Annotated in this window: 20 protein-coding genes; 17 read left to right on the top strand and 3 right to left on the bottom strand. The window is 36.4% G+C overall.

Going from position 1 to position 25461, the window contains the following annotated elements; all coding sequences use genetic code 11:
• The first annotated feature begins 171 nt into the window (after positions 1-171).
• From I586_RS02595 to I586_RS02580, 4 genes are all read left to right on the top strand, one after another.
• Positions 172-765 (top strand): DUF1361 domain-containing protein, encoded by a 594-nt coding sequence (locus tag I586_RS02595; RefSeq protein ID WP_051092197.1) that lies wholly within the window; start codon positions 172-174, stop codon positions 763-765.
• 79 nt (positions 766-844) lie between these two features.
• Positions 845-3115 (top strand): 5'-nucleotidase C-terminal domain-containing protein, encoded by a 2271-nt coding sequence (locus tag I586_RS02590; protein ID WP_010764730.1) that lies wholly within the window; start codon positions 845-847, stop codon positions 3113-3115.
• Between the two features lie 319 nt (positions 3116-3434).
• Positions 3435-4841, top strand: a complete 1407-nt coding sequence (locus I586_RS02585; protein ID WP_010764731.1) for an NCS2 family permease — start codon at positions 3435-3437, stop codon at positions 4839-4841.
• 181 nt (positions 4842-5022) lie between these two features.
• Positions 5023-6219: a multidrug efflux MFS transporter gene (locus I586_RS02580; protein ID WP_010764732.1), complete on the top strand. Its 1197-nt coding sequence runs from the start codon at positions 5023-5025 to the stop codon at positions 6217-6219.
• Between the two features lie 131 nt (positions 6220-6350).
• Here the strand turns inward: I586_RS02580 and I586_RS02575 are convergent, their stop codons facing one another.
• Entirely contained in the window at positions 6351-6542 is a 192-nt protein-coding gene (locus I586_RS02575; protein ID WP_010761142.1) for a YjzD family protein, read from the bottom strand.
• 220 nt (positions 6543-6762) lie between these two features.
• Here I586_RS02575 and dnaE point away from each other — a divergent pair, with 220 nt between their 5' ends.
• The 13 genes from dnaE (at position 6763) to I586_RS02510 (ending at position 24036) form a co-directional block, all read left to right on the top strand.
• The gene (gene dnaE, locus I586_RS02570; RefSeq protein WP_010764733.1) at positions 6763-10095 is read left to right on the top strand and encodes a DNA polymerase III subunit alpha; all 3333 of its coding nucleotides are present in this window, start codon (positions 6763-6765) and stop codon (positions 10093-10095) included.
• A 171-nt stretch (positions 10096-10266) separates the two neighbouring features.
• Positions 10267-11229 (top strand): 6-phosphofructokinase, encoded by a 963-nt coding sequence (pfkA, locus tag I586_RS02565; protein WP_010764734.1) that lies wholly within the window; start codon positions 10267-10269, stop codon positions 11227-11229.
• A gap of 67 nt (positions 11230-11296) precedes the next feature.
• Positions 11297-13054: a pyruvate kinase gene (gene pyk, locus I586_RS02560; protein ID WP_010764735.1), complete on the top strand. Its 1758-nt coding sequence runs from the start codon at positions 11297-11299 to the stop codon at positions 13052-13054.
• Positions 13055-13242: 188 nt separating this feature from the next.
• Positions 13243-14262, top strand: a complete 1020-nt coding sequence (adhP, locus tag I586_RS02555; protein ID WP_010764736.1) for an alcohol dehydrogenase AdhP — start codon at positions 13243-13245, stop codon at positions 14260-14262.
• 615 nt (positions 14263-14877) lie between these two features.
• Positions 14878-15180, top strand: coding sequence for an Fpa/YlaN family protein (locus tag I586_RS02550; protein WP_010764737.1), 303 nt, complete (start codon positions 14878-14880; stop codon positions 15178-15180).
• 3 nt (positions 15181-15183) lie between these two features.
• On the top strand, positions 15184-16380 hold the full coding sequence (locus tag I586_RS02545; RefSeq protein WP_010764738.1) for an FtsW/RodA/SpoVE family cell cycle protein: 1197 nt from the start codon (positions 15184-15186) through the stop codon (positions 16378-16380).
• Between the two features lie 93 nt (positions 16381-16473).
• Positions 16474-19902, top strand: coding sequence for a pyruvate carboxylase (locus I586_RS02540; RefSeq protein ID WP_010764739.1), 3429 nt, complete (start codon positions 16474-16476; stop codon positions 19900-19902).
• Between the two features lie 18 nt (positions 19903-19920).
• Entirely contained in the window at positions 19921-21042 is a 1122-nt protein-coding gene (locus tag I586_RS02535; protein ID WP_010764740.1) for a CAP-associated domain-containing protein, read from the top strand.
• A gap of 2 nt (positions 21043-21044) precedes the next feature.
• Positions 21045-21476: a YlbF/YmcA family competence regulator gene (locus tag I586_RS02530; protein ID WP_010764741.1), complete on the top strand. Its 432-nt coding sequence runs from the start codon at positions 21045-21047 to the stop codon at positions 21474-21476.
• Entirely contained in the window at positions 21466-21816 is a 351-nt protein-coding gene (locus I586_RS02525) for a YlbG family protein (RefSeq protein WP_010764742.1), read from the top strand. The genes I586_RS02530 and I586_RS02525 overlap by 11 nt, the downstream gene beginning before the upstream one ends.
• A gap of 100 nt (positions 21817-21916) precedes the next feature.
• Positions 21917-22489 (top strand): 16S rRNA (guanine(966)-N(2))-methyltransferase RsmD, encoded by a 573-nt coding sequence (rsmD, locus tag I586_RS02520; protein WP_279615030.1) that lies wholly within the window; start codon positions 21917-21919, stop codon positions 22487-22489.
• Positions 22482-22982, top strand: a complete 501-nt coding sequence (gene coaD / locus I586_RS02515; RefSeq protein WP_010764744.1) for a pantetheine-phosphate adenylyltransferase — start codon at positions 22482-22484, stop codon at positions 22980-22982. Before rsmD ends, coaD begins: the two co-directional genes overlap by 8 nt.
• Positions 22975-24036, top strand: a complete 1062-nt coding sequence (locus I586_RS02510; RefSeq protein WP_010764745.1) for a SepM family pheromone-processing serine protease — start codon at positions 22975-22977, stop codon at positions 24034-24036. Before coaD ends, I586_RS02510 begins: the two co-directional genes overlap by 8 nt.
• A gap of 49 nt (positions 24037-24085) precedes the next feature.
• Here the strand turns inward: I586_RS02510 and I586_RS02505 are convergent, their stop codons facing one another.
• Positions 24086-24907: a hypothetical protein gene (locus I586_RS02505; RefSeq protein ID WP_010764746.1), complete on the bottom strand. Its 822-nt coding sequence runs from the start codon at positions 24905-24907 to the stop codon at positions 24086-24088.
• The gene (locus I586_RS02500; protein WP_010764747.1) at positions 24891-25442 is read right to left on the bottom strand and encodes a sigma-70 family RNA polymerase sigma factor; all 552 of its coding nucleotides are present in this window, start codon (positions 25440-25442) and stop codon (positions 24891-24893) included. Before I586_RS02500 ends, I586_RS02505 begins: the two co-directional genes overlap by 17 nt.
• Positions 25443-25461 lie beyond the last annotated feature (19 nt).

Below are 25461 nucleotides of genomic sequence, written 5' to 3'. Positions count from 1 at the left end.
AGAAATTTTTCTTTAACTAAGTCTAGCATAAAATAGCAGAATGACAAGTTTTCAAGAAAATTTTAGAAAAAAATTTCTTTATGATACACTAAACGAAAAAGGAGAGTGAAATGTTTGAACAAAAAGTACCGCTGGTATAGTAGGATCATAACAATACTCTATTGTATCTATATGCTTTTATATGCTGATAGGTATGATTTTATGGCATTAAATGTGTTATTGGCATATATTCCAATTGAGATAAGCTTTCATTTTAAACAAGTAGGCAATCGACTGTTTTTCTTACTAGGGATGCTCTGGCTATTATTTTACCCAAATGCGCCGTATTTATTCACCGATTTTTTTCATCTCGAACAGTTATCGATCTATCCAGGCATGCACCAAATCTTTGGACTATCAATATCTGATTGGGTTTCTTTTAGTTTGTTGACCGTAGGAATTTGTATCTATGGTTTTTTAGGTCTGGCAACGATTTTTACAATGCTAGATGAATGTTTTAGGAGAAAAATTTTACAGAAAAAGTGGCAAAGCATTTTTTTTATTTTACTCGTTAACCTTTTATCAAGTTTAGCGATATTTGTTGGACGATTCGATCGATTACACAGCATCCATCTAGTGACTAAACCAGTACAAACACTACAAATCATTTTTTTAAAGTGGTCGACAGATAAAGTACAATTTATCCTCTTATTAACAGGAGTGCAGTTGCTCTTATTAGCTTGTATAGTCGGATTAGATAAAATGAAATTGGGTGATAAAGTGTAAACGCTATATTGACAGGATGTGTTGAAATTGTTACTCTTTAATGAGGATGTTTGGAAATAATCGTAGAGGGGTTATCAACATGAAAAAGTGGCAAAGCGTCTTGTTAACAGGTTTATTTGTACTTGGGGGAACGAGTGGCGGAGTTTATTTAGCCAATGATGTTAATGCGCAAACAGTCAATTCCGATGTGAAAGTTGAATCACAAAATCAAGAGGAGAAAATACCGTTTCAAATTTTAGGTATTAATGATTTTCATGGTGCCTTAAATACCACGGGTTCATTTTTTGATGATGAAGGGAATAAGGTTGCAAATGCTGGGACAGCGCCGTTATTAGCTGGATATTTAAACCGAGCGCAAGAAAAATTCAAAAATGCAAATACAGGTGCCCAAACGCTACGCGTACAAGCTGGAGATATGGTAGGTGCAAGTCCGGCAAGCTCGGGCTTACTTCAAGATGAACCTACAATCAAAGTATTGAATCAGATGAATTTTTCTGTTGGAACTATAGGAAATCACGAATTTGATGAAGGACTCCAAGAGTTTAATCGAATTATGCTGGGGGAAAAACCAGTGAATGATCCCTATGGTATTTTAACTGCCTATCCAAGAGAAGCATCAAAAACCGAAATCGTCATTGGAAATGTTGTCAAAAAAGGAACTGAAGAAATACCGTTTGGCTGGAAACCTTATACAATTAAAGAAGTTGGATCTGAAAACAACAAAGTAAAAGTTGGTTTCATTGGTGTTGTTACGACTGAGATTCCAAATTTAGTTTTAAGAGAACATTACGAAGCATATGACTTTTTAGATGAAGCAGAAACAATTGCTTATTATTCAAGTAAATTGTTAGAAGAAGATGTTCATGCAATTGTTGTACTAGCTCACATTCCAGCAACAAGTAAAGCTGATAAAGTGAGTGGAGAAGCAGCTGCGGTCATGAATAAGGTGGATGAAATTTATCCTGATAATAGTGTGGATGCCTTTTTTGCAGCACATAATCATCAATACACAAATGGTATTGTCAATAAAACAAGAGTTGTTCAGTCGACTGCTCAAGGCAAAGGATATATTGATCTACAAGGAATACTGGATCCAAAAACAAAGGATTTTGTTGATACACCGAAAGCAGAAGTTTTACCAGTCGATCCTGCTGCAAAAGAACTACCGAATGTTGACTTAAAAGTGGAAGCGACTGTAAAGGATGCTGGGGAACGCGTAGCAAACGTCACAAATAAAAAAATTGGTACGGCAAAAGAAAATGGTATGATTACCCGAGATGTTAATGAGTCAAAAGAATCACCGCTTGGCAATTTAATTACTGATGGTCAAGTTGCAATGGCTCAAGCACAAGGAATCGAAGCAGATTTTGCTATGACTAATAATGGTGGAATTCGTGCGGATTTAGTCGTTGGAGAAAACCGTGATATTACATGGGGAGCAGCACAAGCGGTACAGCCGTTTGGCAACATCATGCAAGTGGTTGAAATGAATGGTGCTCAAATTGAACAAGTGCTAAATGAGCAGTATGATCAAGAAGAACGTTACTTTTTACAAATATCTGGTTTGAGCTATACGTATGTCAAAACTGAGGATGAAAATCAACCTTTTAAAGTTCAGGATATGCATAAAAAAGATGGAACAGCAATTCAGCCGGATGAAACCTATTTAGTTGTAATCAATGACTTTTTATTTGGTGGGGGCGACGGTTTTTCAGGGTTTACTAGTGGTCAGCTGATCAATGCCATTCAACCAGACACTGAGACGTTTATTGGATACATCGAAAAGAAAGAAGCGGCTGGAGAATTAATTGAAGCGTCTATTGAAAATCGTAAGCAACTAGTTCAACCAGAAGATCCAATTGAACCAGAAGTACCCGAAGCAAATGAAGCAGAAGAAAAGATCAAAAAAGCCACGATTTTTGATCCTTTATATGAAGATGATGAACTTTTAAGAGGTGTCACTTTACCAAATGCAACCATTGAACTTTATGATGGGGAAATCCCACAAATGGAAACACGAACTGCAAAGGTTCCTACTGGAGATCTAGTCGGACAAGCTGATTCAGAAGGAATAATCAAAATAAATGTAACGTCATTAAAAATTTTAGGGAAAAAGAAATTGACTGCTGTAGTATCTGATGAAGAAGGAAACAAAGCGGTTTTTCCATTAAACATATTACCAAAAAGAGAACAGATTGCAGAAACTTCAGATACAAAAAGAATTTCTGAAAAAAATACTAAAAAAGAATTACCACAAACTGGTGAACAACAATCACATGTAGTAGCGTTATTTGGCGTAATAGTACTTAATATGCGCATTGTTGTGTTAACGAAAAGAAAAGCATTGTAGAAAATAGAAAACGTCTAGTCGCTGTCCTAAGGACAGTGACTAGACGTTTTTTTAGTAAAATAAAATATAGACAAACATGGAAAAGTATCGATATTAAAGAGGATGACTAATCCTCTTGGGTTAAACACGAACATTAATGTTCGTTTTGTTGTTTAAAGTTAATTTCTAATTGAATTAAGAATTGTTTTAACGTATACTTTACAAGTATTCATCAGGAAACAGGAATGTGCAATTATTTTTTAGACCGATCTGCTGTAACGAATAAGTAGGTCAAATCATCCTGATGAAATTTTTCGGTAAAAGGGAGAGAGACAATTTCATGGACAAGTTTTTCAAATTAAAGGAAAACAAAACAACTATCTCAACTGAAATGGTTGCTGGAGTAACGACATTCTTTGCGATGAGCTATATTTTATTCGTAAATCCGTCGATTTTATCTCAGACAGGCATGCCATTTCAAGCAGTATTTTTAGCGACAATCATTGCATCCATCATCGGAACTTTGATTATGGGACTTTTTGCAAATGTTCCGTATGCGCAAGCACCAGGTATGGGTTTAAATGCTTTTTTCACGTTTACAGTTGTATTTGGTTTAGGCTATACATGGCAACAAGCGTTAGCGATGGTATTTATCTGTGGTTTGATCAATGTGTTGATTACCGTTACAAAAATTCGAAAATTGATTATTAATGCCATACCAGAAAGTATGCAACATGCTATCGGTGGAGGCATTGGTATTTTTGTGGCATATGTGGGAATCAAAAATGCTAAATTATTAGATTTTACTGTTCAAGCAGAACCAGTCAATGGTGCGGTTAATGGAGATAGTATCGTTCCAGCATTAGGGAATTTTAATAATCCAGAAATTATATTAGCGGTTATTGGATTGGTATTAACAACTGTTCTCGTTGTTTTAAATGTTCGTGGATCGATTTTAATCGGTATCGTGGTGACGACGATCATCGCAATCCCGATGGGAGTTGTTGATGTATCAGCAATTGATTGGAAAACAAATTCATTAGGAAATTCAATCAACGAGTTAAAGACGACTTTTGGTGCTGCTTTTGGCGCTGACGGTATGCAGTCATTGTTTAGTGATGCATCAAAAATACCGCAAGTGTTAATGACTGTTATTGCCTTTAGTTTATCGGATACATTTGATACGATCGGTACATTTATTGGTACAGGGCGTCGTACAGGAATATTTTCTAAAGAAGATGAGCTTGCTTTGGAAGATAGTAAAGGTTTTTCTACAAAAATGGACAAAGCCTTGTTTGCTGATGCCATTGCAACGTCGATTGGTGCTATTTTTGGAACATCTAATACTACAACTTATGTGGAAAGTGCAGCAGGAATTGGTGCGGGTGGTCGAACAGGCTTGACATCTGTTGTTGTGGCAGTTTTATTTGCTCTAAGTAGTTTATTTTCACCACTGATTGCAATTGTTCCGGCACAAGCAACAGCTCCAGCGTTGATTTTAGTTGGTGTAATGATGCTTGCTTCATTTAAAGATATTGAATGGACGAATTTAGAAGAAGCAATCCCAGCATTCTTCGCATCGATCTTTATGGGATTGTGCTACAGTATTTCTTATGGGATTGCCGCTGGCTTCATTTTTTATGCAGTCGTCAAAGTAGCAAAAGGAAAATTCAGGGAAGTTTCACCAATTCTCTGGGTTGTTAATGCATTGTTTATTTTGAATTTCATTATTTTAGCTATTTTATAAACTATTATTGCGTTAAAAAAAGTTGGTACAGAAGCGTTTATTCGGTTTCCTTTAGGCTGAGATGTGACTCGTAGAGTTATGTTTCAGCCTTTTTTTATGTTCGTTTCAGAAAAAATTTTTTGAGAGATTGGGAAATTTGGAGTATAGTAAATAGTGAAGAATTTGTGAGGTGTGCATTTAGATGAAAATTGATTGGAAAAAGAATTTAATGGTTGCTTGGTTAGGTTGTTTTTTTACTGGTGCAAGTATTAGTTTAGTGATGCCTTTTATTCCTGTATACGTCGAACAACTGGGAACGCCTAAAAATCAGGTTGAACTATTTTCGGGACTTGCTATATCGGTTACGGCTTTTGCAGCAGCCATCGTAGCACCGATTTGGGGGAATTTAGCAGACAGAAAAGGGCGTAAGTTGATGATGATTCGTGCAGCAGCTGGAATGACAGTCACAATGGGTTCGTTAGCTTTTGTTCCAAATGTTTATTGGTTGTTGATCATGCGATTTTTTAATGGGATCCTTTCGGGTTATATTCCAAATGCAACTGCAATGATTGCATCCCAAGCACCAAAAGAGAAAAGTGGATGGGCGCTCGGAACTCTTTCGACAGGAGCGATTGCGGGTAATTTGATTGGTCCGTCGATTGGTGGGGCACTTGCTCAGTGGTTTGGAATGGAAAATGTATTTATTATTACAGGGATTGTTTTATTAATTACGACGTTGCTAACGATTTTTATGGTAAAAGAAGACTTCCAGCCAATTGAGAAAAAAGACTTATTAAGTACAAAAGAAATTTTTTCAAAAATGGATCATGTTTCTATTTTAATTGGATTGTTTATTACCACATTGATCTTACAAATTGGGGTTACAAGTATTAGTCCAATTTTAACACTCTACATTCGTTCATTAAGTCATGACACAGGCAATATTTTATTTATAAGTGGTTTGATTGTTTCGGTCGCAGGTGTATCAGCGGTAATCTCTTCGCCAGTTTTAGGGAAATTAGGAGATAAAATCGGGAACCACAAAGTTTTATTAGCGGGCCTGATTCTATCGATGATTTGTTATGTTCCGATGGCGTTTGTAAACTCTCCTTTTCAATTAGGATTGTTACGTTTCTTCCTAGGATTCTCAACAGGCGCTTTGATGCCGTCCATTAACACATTGATTAGTAAAATTACACCGTCAGAAGGTGTGAGTCGTGTCTATAGCTATAATCAAATGTTTAGTAATTTTGGCCAAGTTTTAGGACCAATGATTGGTTCCACAGTGGCACACGGTATGGGGTATAGTGCAGTATTTATTGTAACGGCATGTTTTGTGCTAGGAAATATTTGTCTTTCTCTATTCAATTTTCGCAAAATTTTAAATAAAAGACTATAAATAGTTGAAAACAGAAAAAAACCAGTTACAATGTTTGTAGTAACTGGTTTTTTTATCCGCATACCTTCAAAATAAAAAAATGGCGAGACGAAAGCTTTCCATAAAAATCAGCTTAGGTCTCAACCTCTGAGTTATTGAGCACTTTTAGTGGTTTCTTTTTTTGGTAATGCAAATTGACCAATCAATAAGATAATCACACCGGTAGTCAATGACATAATCGTTGTCAGCATAAAATCATAAGTACCGCCATTTAAGGCACCGCCGATATATCCAACTACTTGTCCTAGTAAAAAGGACCACAACAATACAAGAATGTAACGCATGGTTTGCACCTCTTTTCTAGCTATAGTTTAGCACAATATCAGCAAATGTAAAGAATTTGAAAGTTACATTTTTGATTTAAAATCATCAACATTATAAAACGGTGAGATCAAAAGTAAGACTTTTTGAAATTGGAAAAATTTAGAGGACAATTGCCCTAGAGTTTTCTTATTTTAAAAGCGTCATACTTTTATCAAAACACCATACAAAAGGAGATGTCCTATGCCCTTTCCACAATTATATACCATTACTTCCTATTCGTTACTTTCCAGTACTATTCGCATACAAGAATTAGTAAAAGAAGCAAAAAAATTAGGATATACGACTTTAGCGATAACAGATATCAATGTACTGCATGGGGCAATTGAGTTTTTTGAAGCATGCCATAAAGAAGGAATCAAACCAATCATTGGGTTGGCCTTAGACTATACACCACAAAAATCTGAACACTCTGCTCGATTGCTTCTATATGCAAAAGATTTAGAAGGATATAAAAATTTGATGCGGATTTCTACTGCTAAAATGAATAGTGAAAAAACATTTTACTTAGAGGAAATAAAAGAGCAGCTGAATCACTTATTTGCAGTAATGCCTTCAGATAAAGGGGAGGTAGCTGTTGCATTAAAACAAAGCGAAATAGAAGCGTCAGAAAGTTTATCACAATTGGTGCGCTTATTTGACCCAACTTCTTTTTTTGCTGGCGCTTCATTTACCTGTAATTCAGAGACGGACCCAGCACTTTTTAATTTTTACGCAACAAAAAAACAACCCATACTGGCCTTACAAGAAACGCGCTATTTAAATCGAGAGGATGGGTTTGCCTTAAAAGTATTGTCCTATATCAATCAAGGTCAGCAGATGTCACTGAATGTGGAAGAAACAGAAATCAATGGGCCTTTTTATCTGCGAGGACAAGAGGATGCGACAAAACAATTATTAGCAATGGTGGTGGAACAGGCTATTGTCAATGCAGAAGTACTGGCAGAATCTTGTTCAGTAGAAATCCCATTGCAACAGCGATTACTGCCCCACTATCCTATTCCTGATGGGAAAGACGCGGGGGAATACTTAAAAGAGTTGTGTCTCCAAAAGTTACCACAACGGGTAGCGACAGTTTCGGTTGAATATGAAGAACGTTTAGTCAAAGAATTGAATATCATCCATACGATGGGATTCGATGATTACTTCCTGATTGTATGGGATGTTATGGCTTTCGCTCATGAAAGAAAGATTGTAACAGGTGCGGGACGTGGTTCTGCTGCGGGTTCTTTAGTTTCCTATGTTTTATCGATAACAGATGTTGATCCAATCAAATATGATTTATTATTTGAACGTTTCTTAAATCCAGAAAGACATTCAATGCCGGATATCGATTTAGATATTCCAGATAATCGCCGCGAAGAAGTATTGCAGTATGTTCGAGAAAAATATGGACACTATCATATGGCGCAGATTGCGACGTTTGGTACAATGGCTGCCAAAATGGTTCTAAGAGATGTTGCGAGAGTCTTTGGTCTATCTCAAAGTGAATCGAATCGATGGTCTAATGCTGTACCGAGTGCATTGAAAATGACATTGAGTACAGCATATGCCGATTCTAAAAAGCTGGTAGAATTAGTGAATTCTTCTGAGACGAATCGTTTGTTATATGATACGGCTGTTCGACTAGAGGGGTTACCACGCCATGTGTCGACTCATGCAGCGGGCGTTGTTATTAGTGATTTGGATCTTTTAGACATCGTTCCCCTACAACCTGGTTCGAATGATATTTTCTTAACGCAATTTACAATGAATGATGTCGAAAAAATTGGTCTACTGAAAATGGATTTTCTAGGATTAAGAAACTTATCAATCATAGATGATACGATCAAATCAATAAAACGAGTTTACAAAGAAGAAGTGATTTTAAACCAAATTCCATTAGATGATGAAAAAACATTAGCGTTGTTTAGAAATGGAGAAACCAGTGGTATTTTTCAGTTTGAATCAGCAGGGATCAGAAACGTTCTAAGAAAACTCGGACCAACAAGTATTGAAGATATTGCAGCTGTTAATGCTTTATATCGCCCCGGTCCAATGCAAAATATTGATTTATTTATTCGTAGAAAGAAAGGCCAAGAAGCAATCGAATATCCAGATCCTGTATTAGAACCAATCTTGAAAAATACGTATGGTGTGATTGTGTATCAGGAACAAATTATTCAAGTTGCTTCAACAATGGCAGGTTTTAGCTTAGGTCAAGCAGATATTTTAAGACGGGCTGTCAGCAAAAAGAAAAAAGATGTGCTAGATGAAGAACGGAAACATTTCGTTGAGGGAGCTATGAGTCAAGGGCATAGTGAGGAAATTGCCACGACAATCTATGATTATATTGAGCGGTTTGCTAACTATGGTTTTAACCGCTCGCATGCATTTGCTTATTCGTTTATTGGCTTTCAAATGGCCTATTTAAAAGTTCATTTTCCAGGTGCTTTTTATGCGTCAATCCTCCATTCAGTAAGGCATAATCCTGCTAAAATAAAAGAATACATTGGTGAAGCGCGTAAAAACAAAATGGCGATTATTCAGCCTTCGATCAACACTAGCCAATTTAGTTTTTATCTAAATAATAATAATCAAATTATGTTTGGTTTTAGCTCGTTAAAAGGCATACGGAGAGATTTTATTCAAAATATTTTAGATGAACGTAAAGAACGAGGTCCGTTTCAATCATTTAATCAATTCTTACTACGAATTGATCGTAAGTGGTTAAAAGCGGAAAATATCCAACCTTTGATTGCAATTGGGGCTTTTGATGAACTGCAACCAAATCGTCGCCAACTAGCAGTCAGTTTAGACAGTGAGATCCAGAACATTATCTATAGTGGCGGTAGCATGAATCTTTTGGAAGATACGTTGAAGCTGAAAGAAGTAGAAGTCGCTGATTATTCTTTAGAAGAAAAACTAGAACAAGAAGAACAGTATTTAGGTGTTTATTTATCAGGACATCCGACGGAAGAATTTAAAAAGACTCGTTTAGCCAAACAGGTAATGTTAGTCAGTGATGTAGTAGAAAATCAATCGGCTCGGTTGCTGATTTATGTTAAAGACGTTCGCGTGATTCGAACTAAAAAAGGGGAACAAATGGCCTTTGTGGAAGGCGATGATTTAACAGGATCATTATCTTTAACACTCTTTCCAGCTGTTTTTAGAACACTTCGCCAAACAATCGAAAAAAACGAAGTTTATTTTGTAGAAGGTAAAATAGAAAAAAGTAATTATAACCAAGAACTCCAATTATTAGTCAACCAAATTGAAAAAGCTACTACGATTGAAAATAAGATTAGTGCAACGACTTGTTATCTAAAAATCGTTGAAGAAAAAGATCAAAAAGCCGTTTTGAAAAGTGTTCAAGATGTGTTTCAAAAACATAAAGGGAATACGCCTGTGATCATGTATTTTGAAAAAAATGGAAAGAAATTAGTTTTAGGAGAAGAGAATTGGGTAGCAAACACTGTTGAGGTGAAAGAGCAATTAGAAGCGATTTTGGGTAGCCAAAATGTTGTTTTCAAATGATTTACGGTAAAAAATACTAATTGTTTTCATCTTTTTTCAATTATTTCTTCTTAAATCAAGACATTTTGCACTATTAATGGTAAAATGAGTGACGTAATATTTTTGAGTAATGAATAACTGTGACAAAACTTGTTACAGCTTAAAAGTATATTATATGAGGTGAAAGAACGAATGAAACGTATCGGTATTTTAACCAGCGGGGGAGACGCCCCAGGAATGAACGCTGCAATTCGTGCAGTGGTACGTAAAGGGATTTTTGATGGAATTGAAGTTTATGGAATCAACTACGGTTTTGCAGGTTTGGTGGCAGGCGATATTCGCCGTTTAGACATTGCGGATGTTGGTGACAAAATTCAACGTGGGGGGACATTCTTATATTCTGCCCGTTATCCAGAATTTGCAACAGAAGAAGGTCAATTAAAAGGAATCGAACAACTGAAGAAATTCGGGATCGAAGGACTGGTTGTTATCGGTGGTGATGGTTCTTATCATGGTGCAATGGCACTTACAAAACGAGGATTTCCAGCTGTAGGTATTCCAGGAACAATCGATAATGATATTCCGGGAACTGATTTCACGATTGGATTTGATACAGCGATCAATACAGTATTAGAGTCAATTGACCGTATCCGTGATACAGCAACTTCACATGTGCGTACATTTGTTATTGAGGTAATGGGACGTGGCGCAGGCGATATCGCTCTTTGGTCAGGTGTTGCTGGTGGCGCAGACGAAATCATTATTCCAGAACATGATTTTGATATGGTTAATGTTGCACAACGTATTAGAGAAGGCCGTGATCGCGGTAAAAAACATTGCTTGATCATTTTAGCTGAAGGTGTTATGGGTGGAAATGAGTTTGCGGATAAACTTTCTGAACATGGTGATTTCCACACACGTGTATCAATTTTAGGACACGTTGTCCGTGGTGGCTCACCAAGTGCTCGTGACCGTGTATTAGCAAGTAAATTTGGCTCATATGCTGTCGAATTGTTGAAAGCTGGAAAAGGCGGACAATGCATCGGTATGCTGGACAACGAAATCGTATCAGCTGATATCGTTGACACATTGGAAAATCACAAGCATAAACCTGATTTATCACTTTATGATTTAAATCAAGAGATTTCTTTCTAAGAATTCCTTGAGGAAAATAGATAATCTTCTTAATGTATAAACAAAAATGGAATAGGAGCGTTTGGTAATGAAAAAAACGAAAATCGTATGTACGATCGGACCAGCTAGTGAAACAGTTGATATGCTAGTAAACTTAATGAATGCAGGAATGAATGTTTGCCGTTTGAACTTCTCACACGGTGATTTTGAAGAACATGGCAACCGCATCAAAAATATTCGTGAGGCTGCAAAAATTACAGGCAAACGTGTAGCGATCTTACTTGATACAAAAGGCCCTGAAATCCGTACAAACGAAATGGAAAATGGCGCAATCACTTTAAGAACTGGTGATACAATTCGTCTTTCTATGACAGAAGTTTTAGGAACAAACGAGAAATTCTCAATTACTTATCCTGAATTAATTAATGATGTAAATGTTGGTTCTCACATTCTTTTAGATGATGGACTAATCGATTTAGAAGTTACTGACATTGATCGCGGTGCAAACGAAATCGTTACACTTGTTAAAAACGAAGGCGTATTAAAAAATAAAAAAGGCGTTAACGTACCGGGTGTTTCTGTTAATCTTCCTGGAATCACTGATAAAGATGCTGCTGATATCCGTTTTGGTATTGAACAAGGCGTTGACTTTATTGCTGCAAGCTTCGTTCGTCGTGCAACTGACGTTTTAGAAATTACTAAAATTCTAGAAGAAGAAAACGCAACGCATATCCAAATCATTCCTAAAATCGAAAACCAAGAAGGTATCGATAACATTGATGAAATCCTAAAAGTTTCTGATGGTTTAATGGTTGCTCGTGGAGATATGGGTGTTGAAATTCCAACAGAAGACGTTCCTGTCGTTCAAAAAGACTTGATCAAAAAATGTAACGCTTTAGGTAAACCAGTTATCACTGCAACTCAAATGTTAGATTCTATGCAACGTAACCCACGTCCAACACGTGCGGAAGCAAATGACGTTGCCAATGCAATCTACGATGGAACAGATGCAGTAATGCTTTCTGGTGAAACTGCTGCTGGGGACTACCCATTAGAAGCTGTTCAAACAATGGCTCGTATCGCAGTTCGCACAGAAGAAGCATTAATCAATCAAGACTCATTCGCATTAAAATTATACAGTAAAACGGACATGGCTGAAGCAATCGGTCAATCAGTTGGTCATACTGCACGTAACTTGGGTATCCAAACAATCGTTGCAGCAACTGAATCAGGTCATACTGCTCGTATGATTTCTAAATATCGTCCGAAATCTCATATTGTTGCGATTACGTTTACAGAACAAAAAGCACGTAGCTTGTCATTATCTTGGGGTGTTTATGCGACTGTTGCTGCTAAACCAGCAAGTACGGATGAAATGTTCAATTTAGCGACTCATACTGCGCAAGAAGAAGGTTTTGCAAGCGAAGGCGACTTGATCATCATCACTGCTGGTGTACCAGTTGGTGAAAAAGGTACAACGAACTTGATGAAGATCCAAATGATCGGATCAAAATTAGTTCAAGGTCAAGGTATTGGTGAAGAGTCTGTTATTGCTAAAGCTGTTGTAGCAAACACAGCTGAAGAAGCGGTAGCAAATGCAACAGAAGGTTCTATCTTAGTTGTTAAAACAACGGACAAAGATTACATGCCTGCAATCGACAAAGCAATTGCTTTAGTTGTTGAAGAAGGTGGATTGACATCGCATGCAGCTGTAGTTGCAATTGCAAAAGATATTCCTGTAATCGTCGGTGCTTCAGATGCAACGAACTTGATTGCAAATGATGAATTGATCACTGTTGATCCTCGTCGTGGTATTGTATACCGTGGCGCAACAACAGCAATCTAAAAACCTAAATTATATCACATAAAAGAGTGGAAATGAATCGTGCAAAGTGATTCATTTCTACTCTTTTTTATTTACTTTGAACAAAATTTCTAATGCTGTGAAAATTTTATCGAAAACGCTATCAAAATGATTTTATACATGATAGAATGTAATTGTTACTATTTAATATTAAGTACAGGAGTGATTAGATGAAAGCAGCAGTTGTAACCAAAGAGAATAACGGGAAAGTAGAAATAAAAGAATTGGAGATTCGATCACTTGAAGCTGGAGAAGCTTTAGTAGATGTAGAGTATTGTGGTGTTTGCCATACTGATCTACATGTCGCGCATGGTGATTTTGGTGAAGTTCCTGGACGCGTGATTGGTCATGAAGGAATCGGGATCGTCAAAGAAATTGCTCCAGGTGTGGAAAGTTTAAAAGTTGGAGATCGTGTAAGTATTGCGTGGTTTTTTGAAGGATGTGGCACGTGTGAATACTGTATCACTGGACGTGAAACATTCTGTCGCCAAGTGAAAAATGCTGGTTTTTCTGTAGATGGTGCGATGGCAGAACAATGTATCGTTAAAGCAGATTATGCGGTAAAAGTTCCAGAAGGATTAGATCCCGCTCAAGCGAGTAGTATTTCATGTGCAGGCGTTACATGCTATAAAGCAATCAAAGTTTCTGACGTAAAACCAGGACAATGGGTGGCGATTTATGGTATTGGCGGACTGGGCAATCTAGCTATTCAATATGCTAAAAACGTATTTAATGCCAAAGTCATTGCTATAGACATCAATGATGATAAATTAGAGTTTGCGAAAGAGCTAGGGGCTGATTTAGTTTGTAATCCCTTAAAAGATGGAGATGCGGGAGCATGGATTCAAGAAAAAGTTGGTGGTTCCCACGCAGCAGTTGTTACAGCAGTTTCTAAGGTTGCCTTTAACCAAGCTGTTGATTCTGTAAGAGCTGCCGGTAAAGTCGTTGCAGTAGGTTTACCTCCAGAAACAATGGACTTAGCAATTGTGAAAACTGTTTTAGATGGAATCCAAATTGTCGGTTCACTTGTTGGAACACGTAAAGATTTAGAAGAAGCTTTCCAATTCGGTGCTGAAGGGAAAGTAGTCCCTGTTGTAGAAACGCGTTGTTTGCATGAAGTCAATGATATCTTTGAAGAAATGGAGCAAGGAAAAATCAAAGGTAGAATGGTTGTAGATTTAAAAAAATAAAGTGATTCAAGCTTAAAAACCAATTGGACAGTAGACTGTTGATGTGACTAAAGAAAAGCTTAGACAGCTTTTTGTCAATATTTAAAAAGGGCTAAGATGTAACTCGCAGAGTTATATCTTAGCCCTTTCTCACAAATAAAACGTGTAGGTACTTTGATAGCTTCTTAAAATAGATTCTGTTATTATTGATAGTAGAATTTCTCTTCAAAAGAAGGTCTATTATTGCTCGCTCATTTAGCGAATATTGTTGCTGGTGTGACAGGGAATAAGGCGTCAAAATGATTGATTTTTGGATAAATTATTATGAAAGAAAGTACAAAATTAGGTATTTCATTGGAGTGTGCTCCAGCATCCAGCAATCGTCATCTCTTATGCAAACTGTAACAGCATGTTATGAGCAATAGTCCATGGTGCTGTGGGTTGGATTTCTGATGAGACTGAGTCCGACATTTTCGTTCATTTTTGCGATCTTCTTTAAAAATAATGAGATTTTCATTTAGTTCTATTTGTTAAAAACTAAAAAAAAGTTTAAACAGAGGATTTTCAGAAAATTTCTGTTAATAAATGGACAAATTATGCTATAATTACATAATTAAGATGGGAGGTTTAGTGCCAATGGAATCTATTTCAAAAGATTTTGCCATTCAGCTGTTAAACGATGATGCACAAAGGATCATGATGTTGATCCGTAACCAAAAAAATAGCCTATGTATTTCCCAGTGTAAAGCGTTTGAGGAAGTCGTAGATACACAAATGTATGGTTTTTCTCGACAAGTGACATATGCCATAAGATTAGGCATTTTAAGCTCAAAACAAGGACATCAATTGCTAAGTGATTTAGAAAAAGAACTTAATCAATTATATAGTGACGTTTACGAGGAAACTCAAGAAAAAAAAGAGATTGGCAAGGAGGTTTAAACTTTGCCAAATAAGATAAAAAAGAGACATCTGTTAGATTATAGTATCTTGATTCCGTACTTAGTCCTTAGTGCGGTAGGCTTGATCATGGTTTACAGTTCTACGTCTTCTTTGCTTGTAACACAAGGTGATCCACCGACCGCAATGGTCATCACGCAATTGCAATTTTGGATTCTTAGTTTAGTCGCGATGTTTTTTATTTATAAAATGAAAACATCTGTCTTTCAAATTAAAGGTTTTATCATGTTTGCAATTGTCATTATTTCCGTGCTGCTTTTAGCAGTTCGGTTTACAAGTTTAGGTGAGGAAATCAATGGTGCTAAAGGATGGATCAAATTGGGTTCATTTTCAATGCAACCAGCTGAATATTTGAAAATCATGGTTATTTGGTATCTCGCTTATATTTTAGGTAGAAGACAAAGATATATTGATAAAGAATTTAAAAAAGCGGTATTCAGGCCGATGTTATTGGTCGGTTTTTTAATTTTCCTTGTAGCAATTCAACCCGATTTAGGGAATGCGGCCATTTTGACTCTATTAGTGATTATCATGGTGCTCGCTAGTGGTGTTAATTACATGTATACCTATATAGTTGGTGGCGCGGGGATTTTGGGAAGTATTGCGGTCATTCAAACGTTACTTTTAACTGGAGGAAGTTTTATTCCAGAGCGTTACCAATATGTCTATAAACGCTTTGCTATTTTCTTAAATCCATTTAAAGATGAAAGAAATGCGGGACATCAGCTAGCAAATTCTTATTATGCCATCAATAATGGCGGGTGGTTTGGAAAAGGCCTAGGCAATAGTATCCAGAAAAAAGGATTCTTACCTGAAGCACATTCAGATTTTATTTTTGCTATCACGATTGAAGAGCTCGGCTTATTTGTAGCCTTGATTATTTTAGCAATCTTAATGTTTATGATTGCTCGGATTATATTGGTTGGTGTTCGTTCTAAAAAGCCATTCAACTCATTAATGTGTATTGGCATTGGCTCGATGTTGTTATTACAGGTTTTCATTAATTTAGGCGGGATTACTGGCGTTATTCCTTTAACTGGGGTAACATTTCCTTTTCTAAGTCAAGGCGGAAACAGTGTGTTGATTATTTCGATAGCTGTTGCCTTTGTACTAAACATTAGTGCAGATGAACAGAAACAAAAAATGGACCAAGAATACCAAATGCTTGGTATCAATAAATAAATGAGGGGAAACAAAAGGTGAAACAGAAGTGCTCTCTTTTTAGGGAAATAAACATCTGTGTTTCAGCCCAAATAAACAGGTAGGAGTGAAAGAATGAAAAAAGTTTTAGTAGCAAATCGTGGAGAAATTGCAATTCGAATTTTTAGAGCCTGTACAGAGATGCACATCGGGACAGTGGCAATCTATGCAGCGGAAGATGAATATTCAGTTCATCGTTTTAAGGCGGATGAAGCCTATTTGGTGGGCAAAGGTAAAAAACCAATTGAAGCATACCTTGATATGGAAGATATTATTCGGATCGCTAAAAAATCTGGTGCAGATGCCATTCATCCAGGTTATGGTTTTCTTTCCGAAAATTTAGAATTTGCTCGACGTTGTGAAGCGGAAGGTCTTATTTTTGTAGGACCTACTTTGCATCATCTTGATATTTTTGGAGACAAAATCAAAGCTAAAGAAGCGGCTGTAGCGGCAGGGATTTCATCTATCCCAGGATCTGATGGACCTGTAGATACAGTTGAAGGGGTTCTTGATTTTGGGCGAACACATGGTTTTCCGATCATGATCAAAGCAGCGCTTGGTGGCGGTGGACGCGGCATGCGTGTAGCCCATGATGAAAAAGAAGCTAGAGAAGGCTATGAACGTGCAAAAAGTGAGGCAAAAGCAGCTTTTGGTTCGGATGAAGTCTATGTTGAAAAATATATCTCTAATCCAAAACACATCGAAGTTCAAATTTTAGGTGATAAACACGGCAATGTAATTCATTTATTCGAGCGTGACTGTTCGGTTCAACGTCGTCACCAAAAAGTAGTTGAAGTGGCGCCTTGTGTTTCAATGAGTGCTGAAAAACGAAAAGAAATCTGTGATGCTGCAGTTCAATTGATGCAACATGTAAATTATGTTAATGCTGGAACTGTTGAGTTTCTAGTTGAAGGGGATCAATTTTACTTTATCGAAGTGAATCCTCGTGTTCAAGTAGAGCATACAATTACAGAAATGATCACGGATATTGATATTGTGGTTTCCCAATTACAAATCGCTCAGGGGCTGGATCTACATAAAGATATGAAGATTCCTCAACAAGAAGAAATCACTCTAAATGGAGCCGCTATCCAATGTCGGATCACGACAGAAGATCCATTAAATCATTTTATGCCAGATACTGGGAAAATCGATACGTACCGCTCTCCAGGTGGTTTTGGTGTTCGTCTAGACGTAGGGAACGCATACTCCGGAGCAGTTGTTACGCCATATTTTGATTCACTGTTAGTAAAAGTTTGTACACATGGTTTTACTTTTGAAAAAGCAATCCAAAAAATGGAGCGCAGTTTGAGAGAATTCAGAATTCGCGGTGTAAAAACGAATATTCCATTTTTACACAAAGTGATTGGACATCCAGAGTTTCAATCAGGTGAAGCAAAAACAACTTTTATTGACAATACACCACAACTATTTGAATTTCCTAAGTTAAGAGACCGTGGCAATAAAACGATGAAATACATTGGTGAAGTAACGGTCAATGGCTTTCCGGGAATTGAAAAATCAACGAAAAAGTATTTCGACGCACCTCGTATTCCAACGGATATCGAAGTACGTAGTGAGTATATAACGGCAAAAAATATTTTAGATAAAGATGGCGCACAAGGTGTGATTGATTGGGTCAAAAAGCAAGAGAATGTTTTATTAACAGATACGACATTCCGTGATGCACATCAAAGTTTATTGGCTACTCGTGTAAGAACACAAGATTTCAAGGAAATTGCGCGATTGACGGGTGAAGGCTTGCCTGAGTTATTTTCTAGTGAAATGTGGGGTGGCGCCACTTTTGATGTTGCCTATCGTTTCTTAAATGAAGATCCATGGCAAAGATTACGTAAAATTCGTAAATTGATGCCAAATACATTGCTACAAATGTTATTTAGAGGATCAAATGCTGTTGGCTATCAAAACTATTCTGATAATGTTATTGAAGAATTTATCAAAGAATCAGCACGACAAGGAATTGATGTGTTCCGTATTTTTGATAGTTTAAACTGGTTACCACAAATGGAAAAAAGTATTCAGACGGTTAGAGATACAGGAAAAATTGCAGAAGCTGCAATTTGTTATACTGGTGACATCAATGATCCTTCTAGGGCAAAATATAATGTTGAGTATTACAAAAACATGGCAAAAGAACTTGAAAATATGGGTGCTCATATTATTGCAATCAAAGATATGGCTGGTTTGTTAAAACCGCAAGCAGCGTATCGTTTAATTAGTGAATTAAAAGACACGACAGATCTACCAATTCATTTGCACACACATGATACAAGTGGTAACGGCATTATTACTTATTCTGCAGCAACTAAAGCGGGCGTGGACATTGTAGATGTAGCAACTAGTGCGATGAGTGGCGCAACAAGTCAACCAAGCATGAGTAGCTTGTACTATGCTTTAGTAAATGGAGAACGGACTCCAGATATCAATATTGATAATACTCAAAAAATCAACCACTATTGGGAAGATGTTCGCATGTATTATAAACCTTTTGAGAATGGGCTAAATGCGCCTCAAACAGAAGTGTATATGCACGAAATGCCAGGCGGACAATACTCTAACTTACAGCAACAAGCCAAAGCAGTTGGCTTAGGCCATAAATGGGATGAAATCAAAAAAATGTATCACACGGTCAATTTGATGTTTGGCGATATTGTGAAAGTAACACCGTCATCAAAAGTTGTCGGAGATATGGCTTTGTTTATGGTTCAAAATAGTCTGACTGAAGCAGATATCTATGCTAACGGAGAAGAGTTAAGTTTCCCAGAGTCAGTAGTGACATTCTTCCAAGGTGACTTAGGGCAGCCTGTTGGCGGGTTTCCTAAAGACTTACAACGTGTTATCTTGAAAGGTCGTCCTGCATTTACTGAAAGACCAGGAAGTTTGGCGGCACCAGTAAAATTTGATAAAGTGAAAGAAGAGTTAGCTGAAAAAATCGGCTATGAACCAAAACTTGAAGAAGTGCTAAGCTATCTAATGTATCCTCAAGTCTTCTTGGATTACCGTACATCTTATCAAAACTTTGGCGATGTTACTTTATTGGATACACCAACATTTTTCCAAGGGATCAGACAAGGTGAATCTGTAGAAGTCCAAATTGAAAAAGGGAAAACATTGATTATTCGTTTAGACGAAGTCGGTGATCCTGATATTGAAGGAAATCGAGTGTTATTCTTCAATTTGAATGGTCAACGTCGCGAAATAGTGATAAAAGACACGTCAGTTAAATCATCGATTCAAGCAAAACGGAAAGCAGAACCCACTAACAAAGAGCAAATTGGTGCAACGATGTCTGGCTCTGTTCTCCAAGTATTAGTTAAAAAAGGAGACAAAGTTAAAAAAGGCGATGCTTTATTAGTAACAGAAGCAATGAAGATGGAAACCACTATTGAAGCGCGTTTTGATGGCGTTGTTGAACATATTTATGTAACTGAAGAGGAGCCTATTCGTTCAGGTGATCTTTTAATAGAAGTAAAAGAAAATTAAAGAAAAGTGGGGGAAAAGATGAAACGATTTTTAGCGTTCTTAGGCGTTTTCTTTGTAGTCCTGATTGGTGGTTATTTACAACCTGTCTTTTTCCCTGCTGAAAAAATGCAGCAAGAAGCAGATAATGGGAGACAGAAAGTCTCCCATACTGCTTTACCTTATGAGGAAATTGCAACATCAGGTTATGCTGCTTACATAGGAAAACAAGCGTCTGACTTTGTGGCTACTTTTGGTGAGCCTATAGAAAAACAAAACACGGCTATGGGGTATGAACTTTGGTCATATGGCGAAAAGGATGAAGACTACTTAGAAATCAATATTGAAAATGGAACAATTTCAGCTATTAAGGCATTGAATGATTCAAAATCTACAGCACCCTTTTCGATAGGGATGAGTCTGTCGGATGTTTCGGAATTAATGACTATATACTCGAACTTTGGGTTTAAATACAAAGAAAATAAGTACAATATCGAGTTGATGGAAGAAGATATGAATTATCGACCATTGATTGCCTTTGATAATAAGACTTTTGCAATTTTGTTTTTTAATCATGGAACTGGAAAGCTTTCTGCGGTGACTTATTTAGATAAAAAAACGTTACTGAAGCTCATGCCATATCAATTGATAGAAGGGGAAGCTATTCCTCTGCCTACAGTTCAACAAGTTAATGGTTTTGACCCTGTAAAAAGCAACCGAGTTATCCAAGTAATCAATTTATTAAAACTCAAAGAAAAACTTCCAACATATCATGTAAACACAGAAAGTCAAAAAAATGCACAAAGACTTTTTGAAACATTAAATAAAAGTCAAAAAAATATACTTTCATCTGAGCGTGCAGAAAATTGGGCGTTTAGCAAGGAACAATTAACGGTAACAAATACGTTTACCCTAACAAATGATGAGTATCAAAAATTACTAAAAGTTGGTCATTTAGATAAGAAAAAAGCGACAGGTATGTATACTGAGCCGATTTATGACCCTACATTTACTGTGCTTTCGTGGTTTTCTGATTCATTGTACCACTCACGATTTGCTCATGAGGAGAATGAAAACATTGGCGTTGCTTTCTCTAAAGTAAGTATGTTAGTCTTATTACAAGAAACAGAAAAAGAAATATCTCAAACAGAGGAAAGTGAATAAATATGATAGTGACAGAAAAACTTTTTGAAATAGAAGACCAAACAGAACAGTTAATTCAAGCTATCTTAGCAAGTGAAAGCTTTGAATCGTATAAAAAAAACCGCCAATTGATGTACACATCTAAAGAGGTTCAAGAAAAACAGAAGGCTTTTTTAGATGCGAAGGATTCTTTCGAACGCATCGAAGCATACGGGAACCACGCACCGGATTTTCGGACTAAACAACGTGCAGTTCGTCAAGCCAAAAGAGCGTTAGATATTAGTGAAGAAGTAGCTGAATTTCGTTTTTCTGAAACTGAGATCCAGACAATTTTGGATTTGGTTGGTATGTCAGTGGCTAAAACAATTTCAGAAGATATTAAAGTAGATGCCGGAAATCCTTTCTTCGAAAAAGGGAAACATTCGGGTTGTGGAGGTAATTGCCATGCAAGTTAATGAAGAAAAAGAATTTACCATCCAAAAACGCCGTTGCTTAGTTGTTTGGGTATATAGTTTAAAGCAATTAAAAACGTTGAAACGCTATGGATTGATTCACTATGTTTCACGAAGAATGAAATACGTCGTGATTTATATGAACGAAGAAGATATCGAAAATTCAGAAGCAAAAATCAATGGCCTTCACTTTGTTCGTAAAGTTGAGCGTTCGTATCGTCCAGATGTAGAGATGAACTTTGCAGAAAAAATCGGTACTAAAGCTGCTTATCAATATGAAGAAGAAGAAGGATTTGAAGTGGAAGAATTAAGTACACAGATCCGTTTAGCTGAAAATGTCTAGAAAAATGAGATGAAAAATGTGAACGAACTTCAAACATTTTTCATCTTTTTTCTGTATATTTGGTATACTATTAAAGTGACTTGGATGATTAAGTAAAGGAGTGTTAAAAATGCGGGTTATTTCTGGAGAATATGGTGGACGGCGTTTAAAAGCACTAGATGGTGACAATACACGCCCAACAACTGATAAGGTAAAAGAATCGATTTTTAATATGATTGGTCCATATTTTGATGGAGGAACAGCATTAGATCTATATGCGGGTAGTGGTGGTCTAGCAATCGAAGCCGTGTCTAGAGGAATGGATTTAGGGATTTGCATTGAAAAAAACTTTTCAGCAATAAAAATCATTAAAGAAAATATTGAGATAACAAAAGAACCAGAAAAATTTATTGTTAAGAAGATGGATGCAAATAAGGCGATAGAATTTTTGAAAGAAGTTGGACGCCAGGTTGATTTGGTTTTACTAGATCCTCCCTATGCTAAACAAGAAATCGAGAAACAAATTCAGCAAATGCTTGCGTATGAATTATTATGTGATGATGCAATTATTGTTTGTGAGACAGATAAATCTGTCAGACTTCCAGAAACAATCGGGACATTTGGGAAGATACGTGAAACAACTTACGGGATCACTCAAATAACGATTTATAAAAAGGAGGTAGGCGATGAGTAGAATTGCTCTTTTTCCAGGAAGTTTTGATCCGTTAACAAATGGTCATTTAGATTTGATTGAGCGCAGCACAAAGCTTTTTGATAAAGTTATTGTAGGTGTTTTTGTCAATACAAATAAAACAGCACTTTTTACATTAGAAGAAAAATTGAGTTTGATAAAACGCTCTGTTTCTCATCTGGATAACGTTGAAGTAATCACGCAAGAGACAAAACTTACAGTTGAAAATGCCAAAGAGTTAGACGCTAATTTTTTAATTCGAGGCATACGGAATGTGAAAGATTACGAGTACGAAAAAGATATCGCGATGATGAATCACCATTTGTCACCGGAATTAGAGACTGTTTTTTTATTAGCAAATGAGGCGTATGCACATGTAAGTTCAAGTTTATTAAAAGAAGTGCTCAAGTTTGGCGGAGATGTTTCCGATTATTTACCAAACGCTGTGAATCAAGCACTAAATCAAAAGAATCGTGAGATGAAATCAAATGAATAAGAAGCGTGAAGAGAAATTATCGATTAAATCGATGTTCCCTTTTGCAGTGGTTATTTTACTGATCATTGTAATGATTTTCCCAATACCTTATTATATTGAAGGTCCTGGGTCTACGGAAAACTTAAAAGATTTTGTGACAGTGAACAATAAGCAAGATACACAATCTGGTGCCTTCTATTTGACGACAGTTGGTATTCGTAAAGCAACATTGGCTTCTGCTTTAAAGGCTAAGTTTTCTGATTTTCAAGAACTGATAAGCAAAGAAGAATTAATGGGCACAAGTACAAATAGTGAATACGAACGAATCCAGCAATATTATATGGATTCATCAAAAAATGCGGCGATTGAACAAGCCTTAAAGCTTGCTGATGTTCCATATAAAATGAATTTTAAAGGTGTTTATGTGTTAGCTATTGAAGACAACTCCAGTTTTAAAGGGAAAATTTCTGTTGGAGATACGGTCACAGGAATTGATGGAAAGACTTTTAAGAGCAGTGAAGAATTTGTAAGTTATGTAAAAAAACAAAAAGTCGGTCAAGAAATCACAGTAAGTTACACGCAAGATGGGAAAGCAAAAGAAGCGACTGGGAAATTGATTGAACTGTCCACAGACAAAAAAGCGGGGATTGGAATCGGATTAACCGACCATACTGAGATTGATTCTTCTATTCCAATAGAAATTGATGCAGGTGACATTGGCGGACCCTCTGCAGGCTTAATGTTTACCTTGGAAACGTATGAGCAATTGACTCAAAAAGGAATTCGCAAAGGGCATAAAATAGCTGGAACAGGAACAATCAACTCCAAAGGGGTGGTTGGACGAATCGGTGGTATTGATAAAAAAGTTGTAACAGCCAGTGAAAATAAAACAGAAATATTTTTTGCTCCAGATGACGAAATTACGAAAGAAATGAAAAAAGCTGATCCAACAATTAAAACAAATTATGAAGAAGCACAAGCGGCAGCAAAAAAAATTGGAACAAAAATGAAAATTGTACCAGTTAAAAATGTACAGGATGCTTTAGATTATTTAGAAACATTGAAAGAAGAATAAAGAACAAGGCAGTGAAGAGTAGTAACTTCATTGCCTTGTTCTTTATTTTTTACTCAAACAAGCTAGACAAAATCATTTGTAGAGCAGGATCTGTAGTGAAATCAAACAACGATTTTGCTGGTCCTATGTGAAAGAATCCACCTAAAGCCAAAACGAGTAAAAATCCAATAGCTACAACTATGGAAAAATAGTAGGCAACTCTGTATGCAAAAACGGGATTGTTCACAATACGATCGAATCTACGTTTACGATAGACTTTTTGTGTCACCACAATATTCTTTAAAGCTGGAATTGTCTCTAATTGGCGTATTAAAATATCTGCATCTCTTTGACCGAGTAATTCTGAAAAAATATGATCTGACGATTCGAAATCAAAAATGTAGGAGTACAGAGCAACTCGTTTAGGTGGGAAAGACTCATCCCAATCAAAATAAGTCATTTTATTTTCTTTCAATGTTATCGCTTTAATGGTTGTATACGGATAACTAAAGAATATCCTTTGATCCAAAAATTCTATGATCGTGGCATAAATCATTCGCTGATTGGTAAAAATCAGAATCCGATTTCCACGAAGGTCGTTAAAATTTTTGACATATGCTTTTGCTTCTTCTGACTCTGGATGATACATCCCCAGAATGCCAACTCCGACAACAGAGGCATTTTGTCCATCATTTGTCATAGGTAAGTAAGCCTTTATTTCTTCATCCTCTTCAAGATAAGGTTTTATTTTTTCGATAAAATCTTGTAAAAATATATACATTTTTGTTTGATTAAACAGATTTCTTTTTTGTTGTTTGTTTAGTTCTTCTTTCGAGTTATTGGCAATTTCATTGTTAAATTGATTGATCACAACTTTAAATGGATTTGTCATGTTGATTTCCTCCTTCATCTACAGATAACAACGATTTGATTCTCTTCCTACCACGAGATAGGTGGTTGTAGACTTGTGAAACATCTATTTTTAATTCTTTAGCAATTTGATTCGGGGAATCTTGATAATAGTAATATTTTAGGAAAATCAATTGATCTTCTTCTGTTAAATGTTTGAGTAAATCTAAGAAGCTTTCTTTCTCGAAATAGGTTTCCTCCAAAGGGAATTCTGGGAGCTGCTCCAGAGGAATTAAGTTTCTTTCACGAATAATCGTTCTTTTTTTGTCTAAACAAATGTTACGTGTAATGGTTAGACTCCAAGTTTTTAGACTGCTTTTGTCAGCATCATAACTTGAAATTTTTTGCCAAATACGATAAAACACTTCATTTTCTGCTTCTTTTCGATACGTTCTTTCCTCCGGATGATTTAAGATTGCCCGAATACATTTCACGATATCAGTCCCCAAAAGATCAATAAACTTCTCTAATCCTGAAAAATCTTGTTTTCTTAACAACGCTACAATTTCCTTCTCCATCTTTTATCACCTTCTTACT

The sequence above is a fragment of the Enterococcus moraviensis ATCC BAA-383 genome (assembly GCF_000407445.1).
Classification (GTDB): domain Bacteria; phylum Bacillota; class Bacilli; order Lactobacillales; family Enterococcaceae; genus Enterococcus_L; species Enterococcus_L moraviensis.
This window is presented reverse-complemented; position numbering and strand designations above follow the sequence as displayed.

Bases quoted from the DNA above. Each gene is read 5' to 3' on its own strand.
- I586_RS02535 (WP_010764740.1), top strand. From the start codon at position 19,921: ATGAAACGATTTTTAGCGTTCTTAGGCGTTTTCTTTGTAGTCCTGATT.
- I586_RS02550 (WP_010764737.1), top strand. From the start codon at position 14,878: ATGGAATCTATTTCAAAAGATTTTGCCATTCAGCTGTTAAACGATGAT.
- I586_RS02585 (WP_010764731.1), top strand. From the start codon at position 3,435: ATGGACAAGTTTTTCAAATTAAAGGAAAACAAAACAACTATCTCAACT.
- I586_RS02530 (WP_010764741.1), top strand. From the start codon at position 21,045: ATGATAGTGACAGAAAAACTTTTTGAAATAGAAGACCAAACAGAACAG.
- coaD (WP_010764744.1), top strand. From the start codon at position 22,482: ATGAGTAGAATTGCTCTTTTTCCAGGAAGTTTTGATCCGTTAACAAAT.
- pyk (WP_010764735.1), top strand. From the start codon at position 11,297: ATGAAAAAAACGAAAATCGTATGTACGATCGGACCAGCTAGTGAAACA.
- I586_RS02540 (WP_010764739.1), top strand. From the start codon at position 16,474: ATGAAAAAAGTTTTAGTAGCAAATCGTGGAGAAATTGCAATTCGAATT.
- I586_RS02500 (WP_010764747.1), bottom strand. From the start codon at position 25,442: ATGGAGAAGGAAATTGTAGCGTTGTTAAGAAAACAAGATTTTTCAGGA.
- I586_RS02590 (WP_010764730.1), top strand. From the start codon at position 845: ATGAAAAAGTGGCAAAGCGTCTTGTTAACAGGTTTATTTGTACTTGGG.
- I586_RS02595 (WP_051092197.1), top strand. From the start codon at position 172: ATGCTTTTATATGCTGATAGGTATGATTTTATGGCATTAAATGTGTTA.
- I586_RS02575 (WP_010761142.1), bottom strand. From the start codon at position 6,542: ATGCGTTACATTCTTGTATTGTTGTGGTCCTTTTTACTAGGACAAGTA.
- I586_RS02505 (WP_010764746.1), bottom strand. From the start codon at position 24,907: ATGACAAATCCATTTAAAGTTGTGATCAATCAATTTAACAATGAAATT.
- adhP (WP_010764736.1), top strand. From the start codon at position 13,243: ATGAAAGCAGCAGTTGTAACCAAAGAGAATAACGGGAAAGTAGAAATA.
- I586_RS02510 (WP_010764745.1), top strand. From the start codon at position 22,975: ATGAATAAGAAGCGTGAAGAGAAATTATCGATTAAATCGATGTTCCCT.
- I586_RS02580 (WP_010764732.1), top strand. From the start codon at position 5,023: ATGAAAATTGATTGGAAAAAGAATTTAATGGTTGCTTGGTTAGGTTGT.
- dnaE (WP_010764733.1), top strand. From the start codon at position 6,763: ATGCCCTTTCCACAATTATATACCATTACTTCCTATTCGTTACTTTCC.
- pfkA (WP_010764734.1), top strand. From the start codon at position 10,267: ATGAAACGTATCGGTATTTTAACCAGCGGGGGAGACGCCCCAGGAATG.
- I586_RS02525 (WP_010764742.1), top strand. From the start codon at position 21,466: ATGCAAGTTAATGAAGAAAAAGAATTTACCATCCAAAAACGCCGTTGC.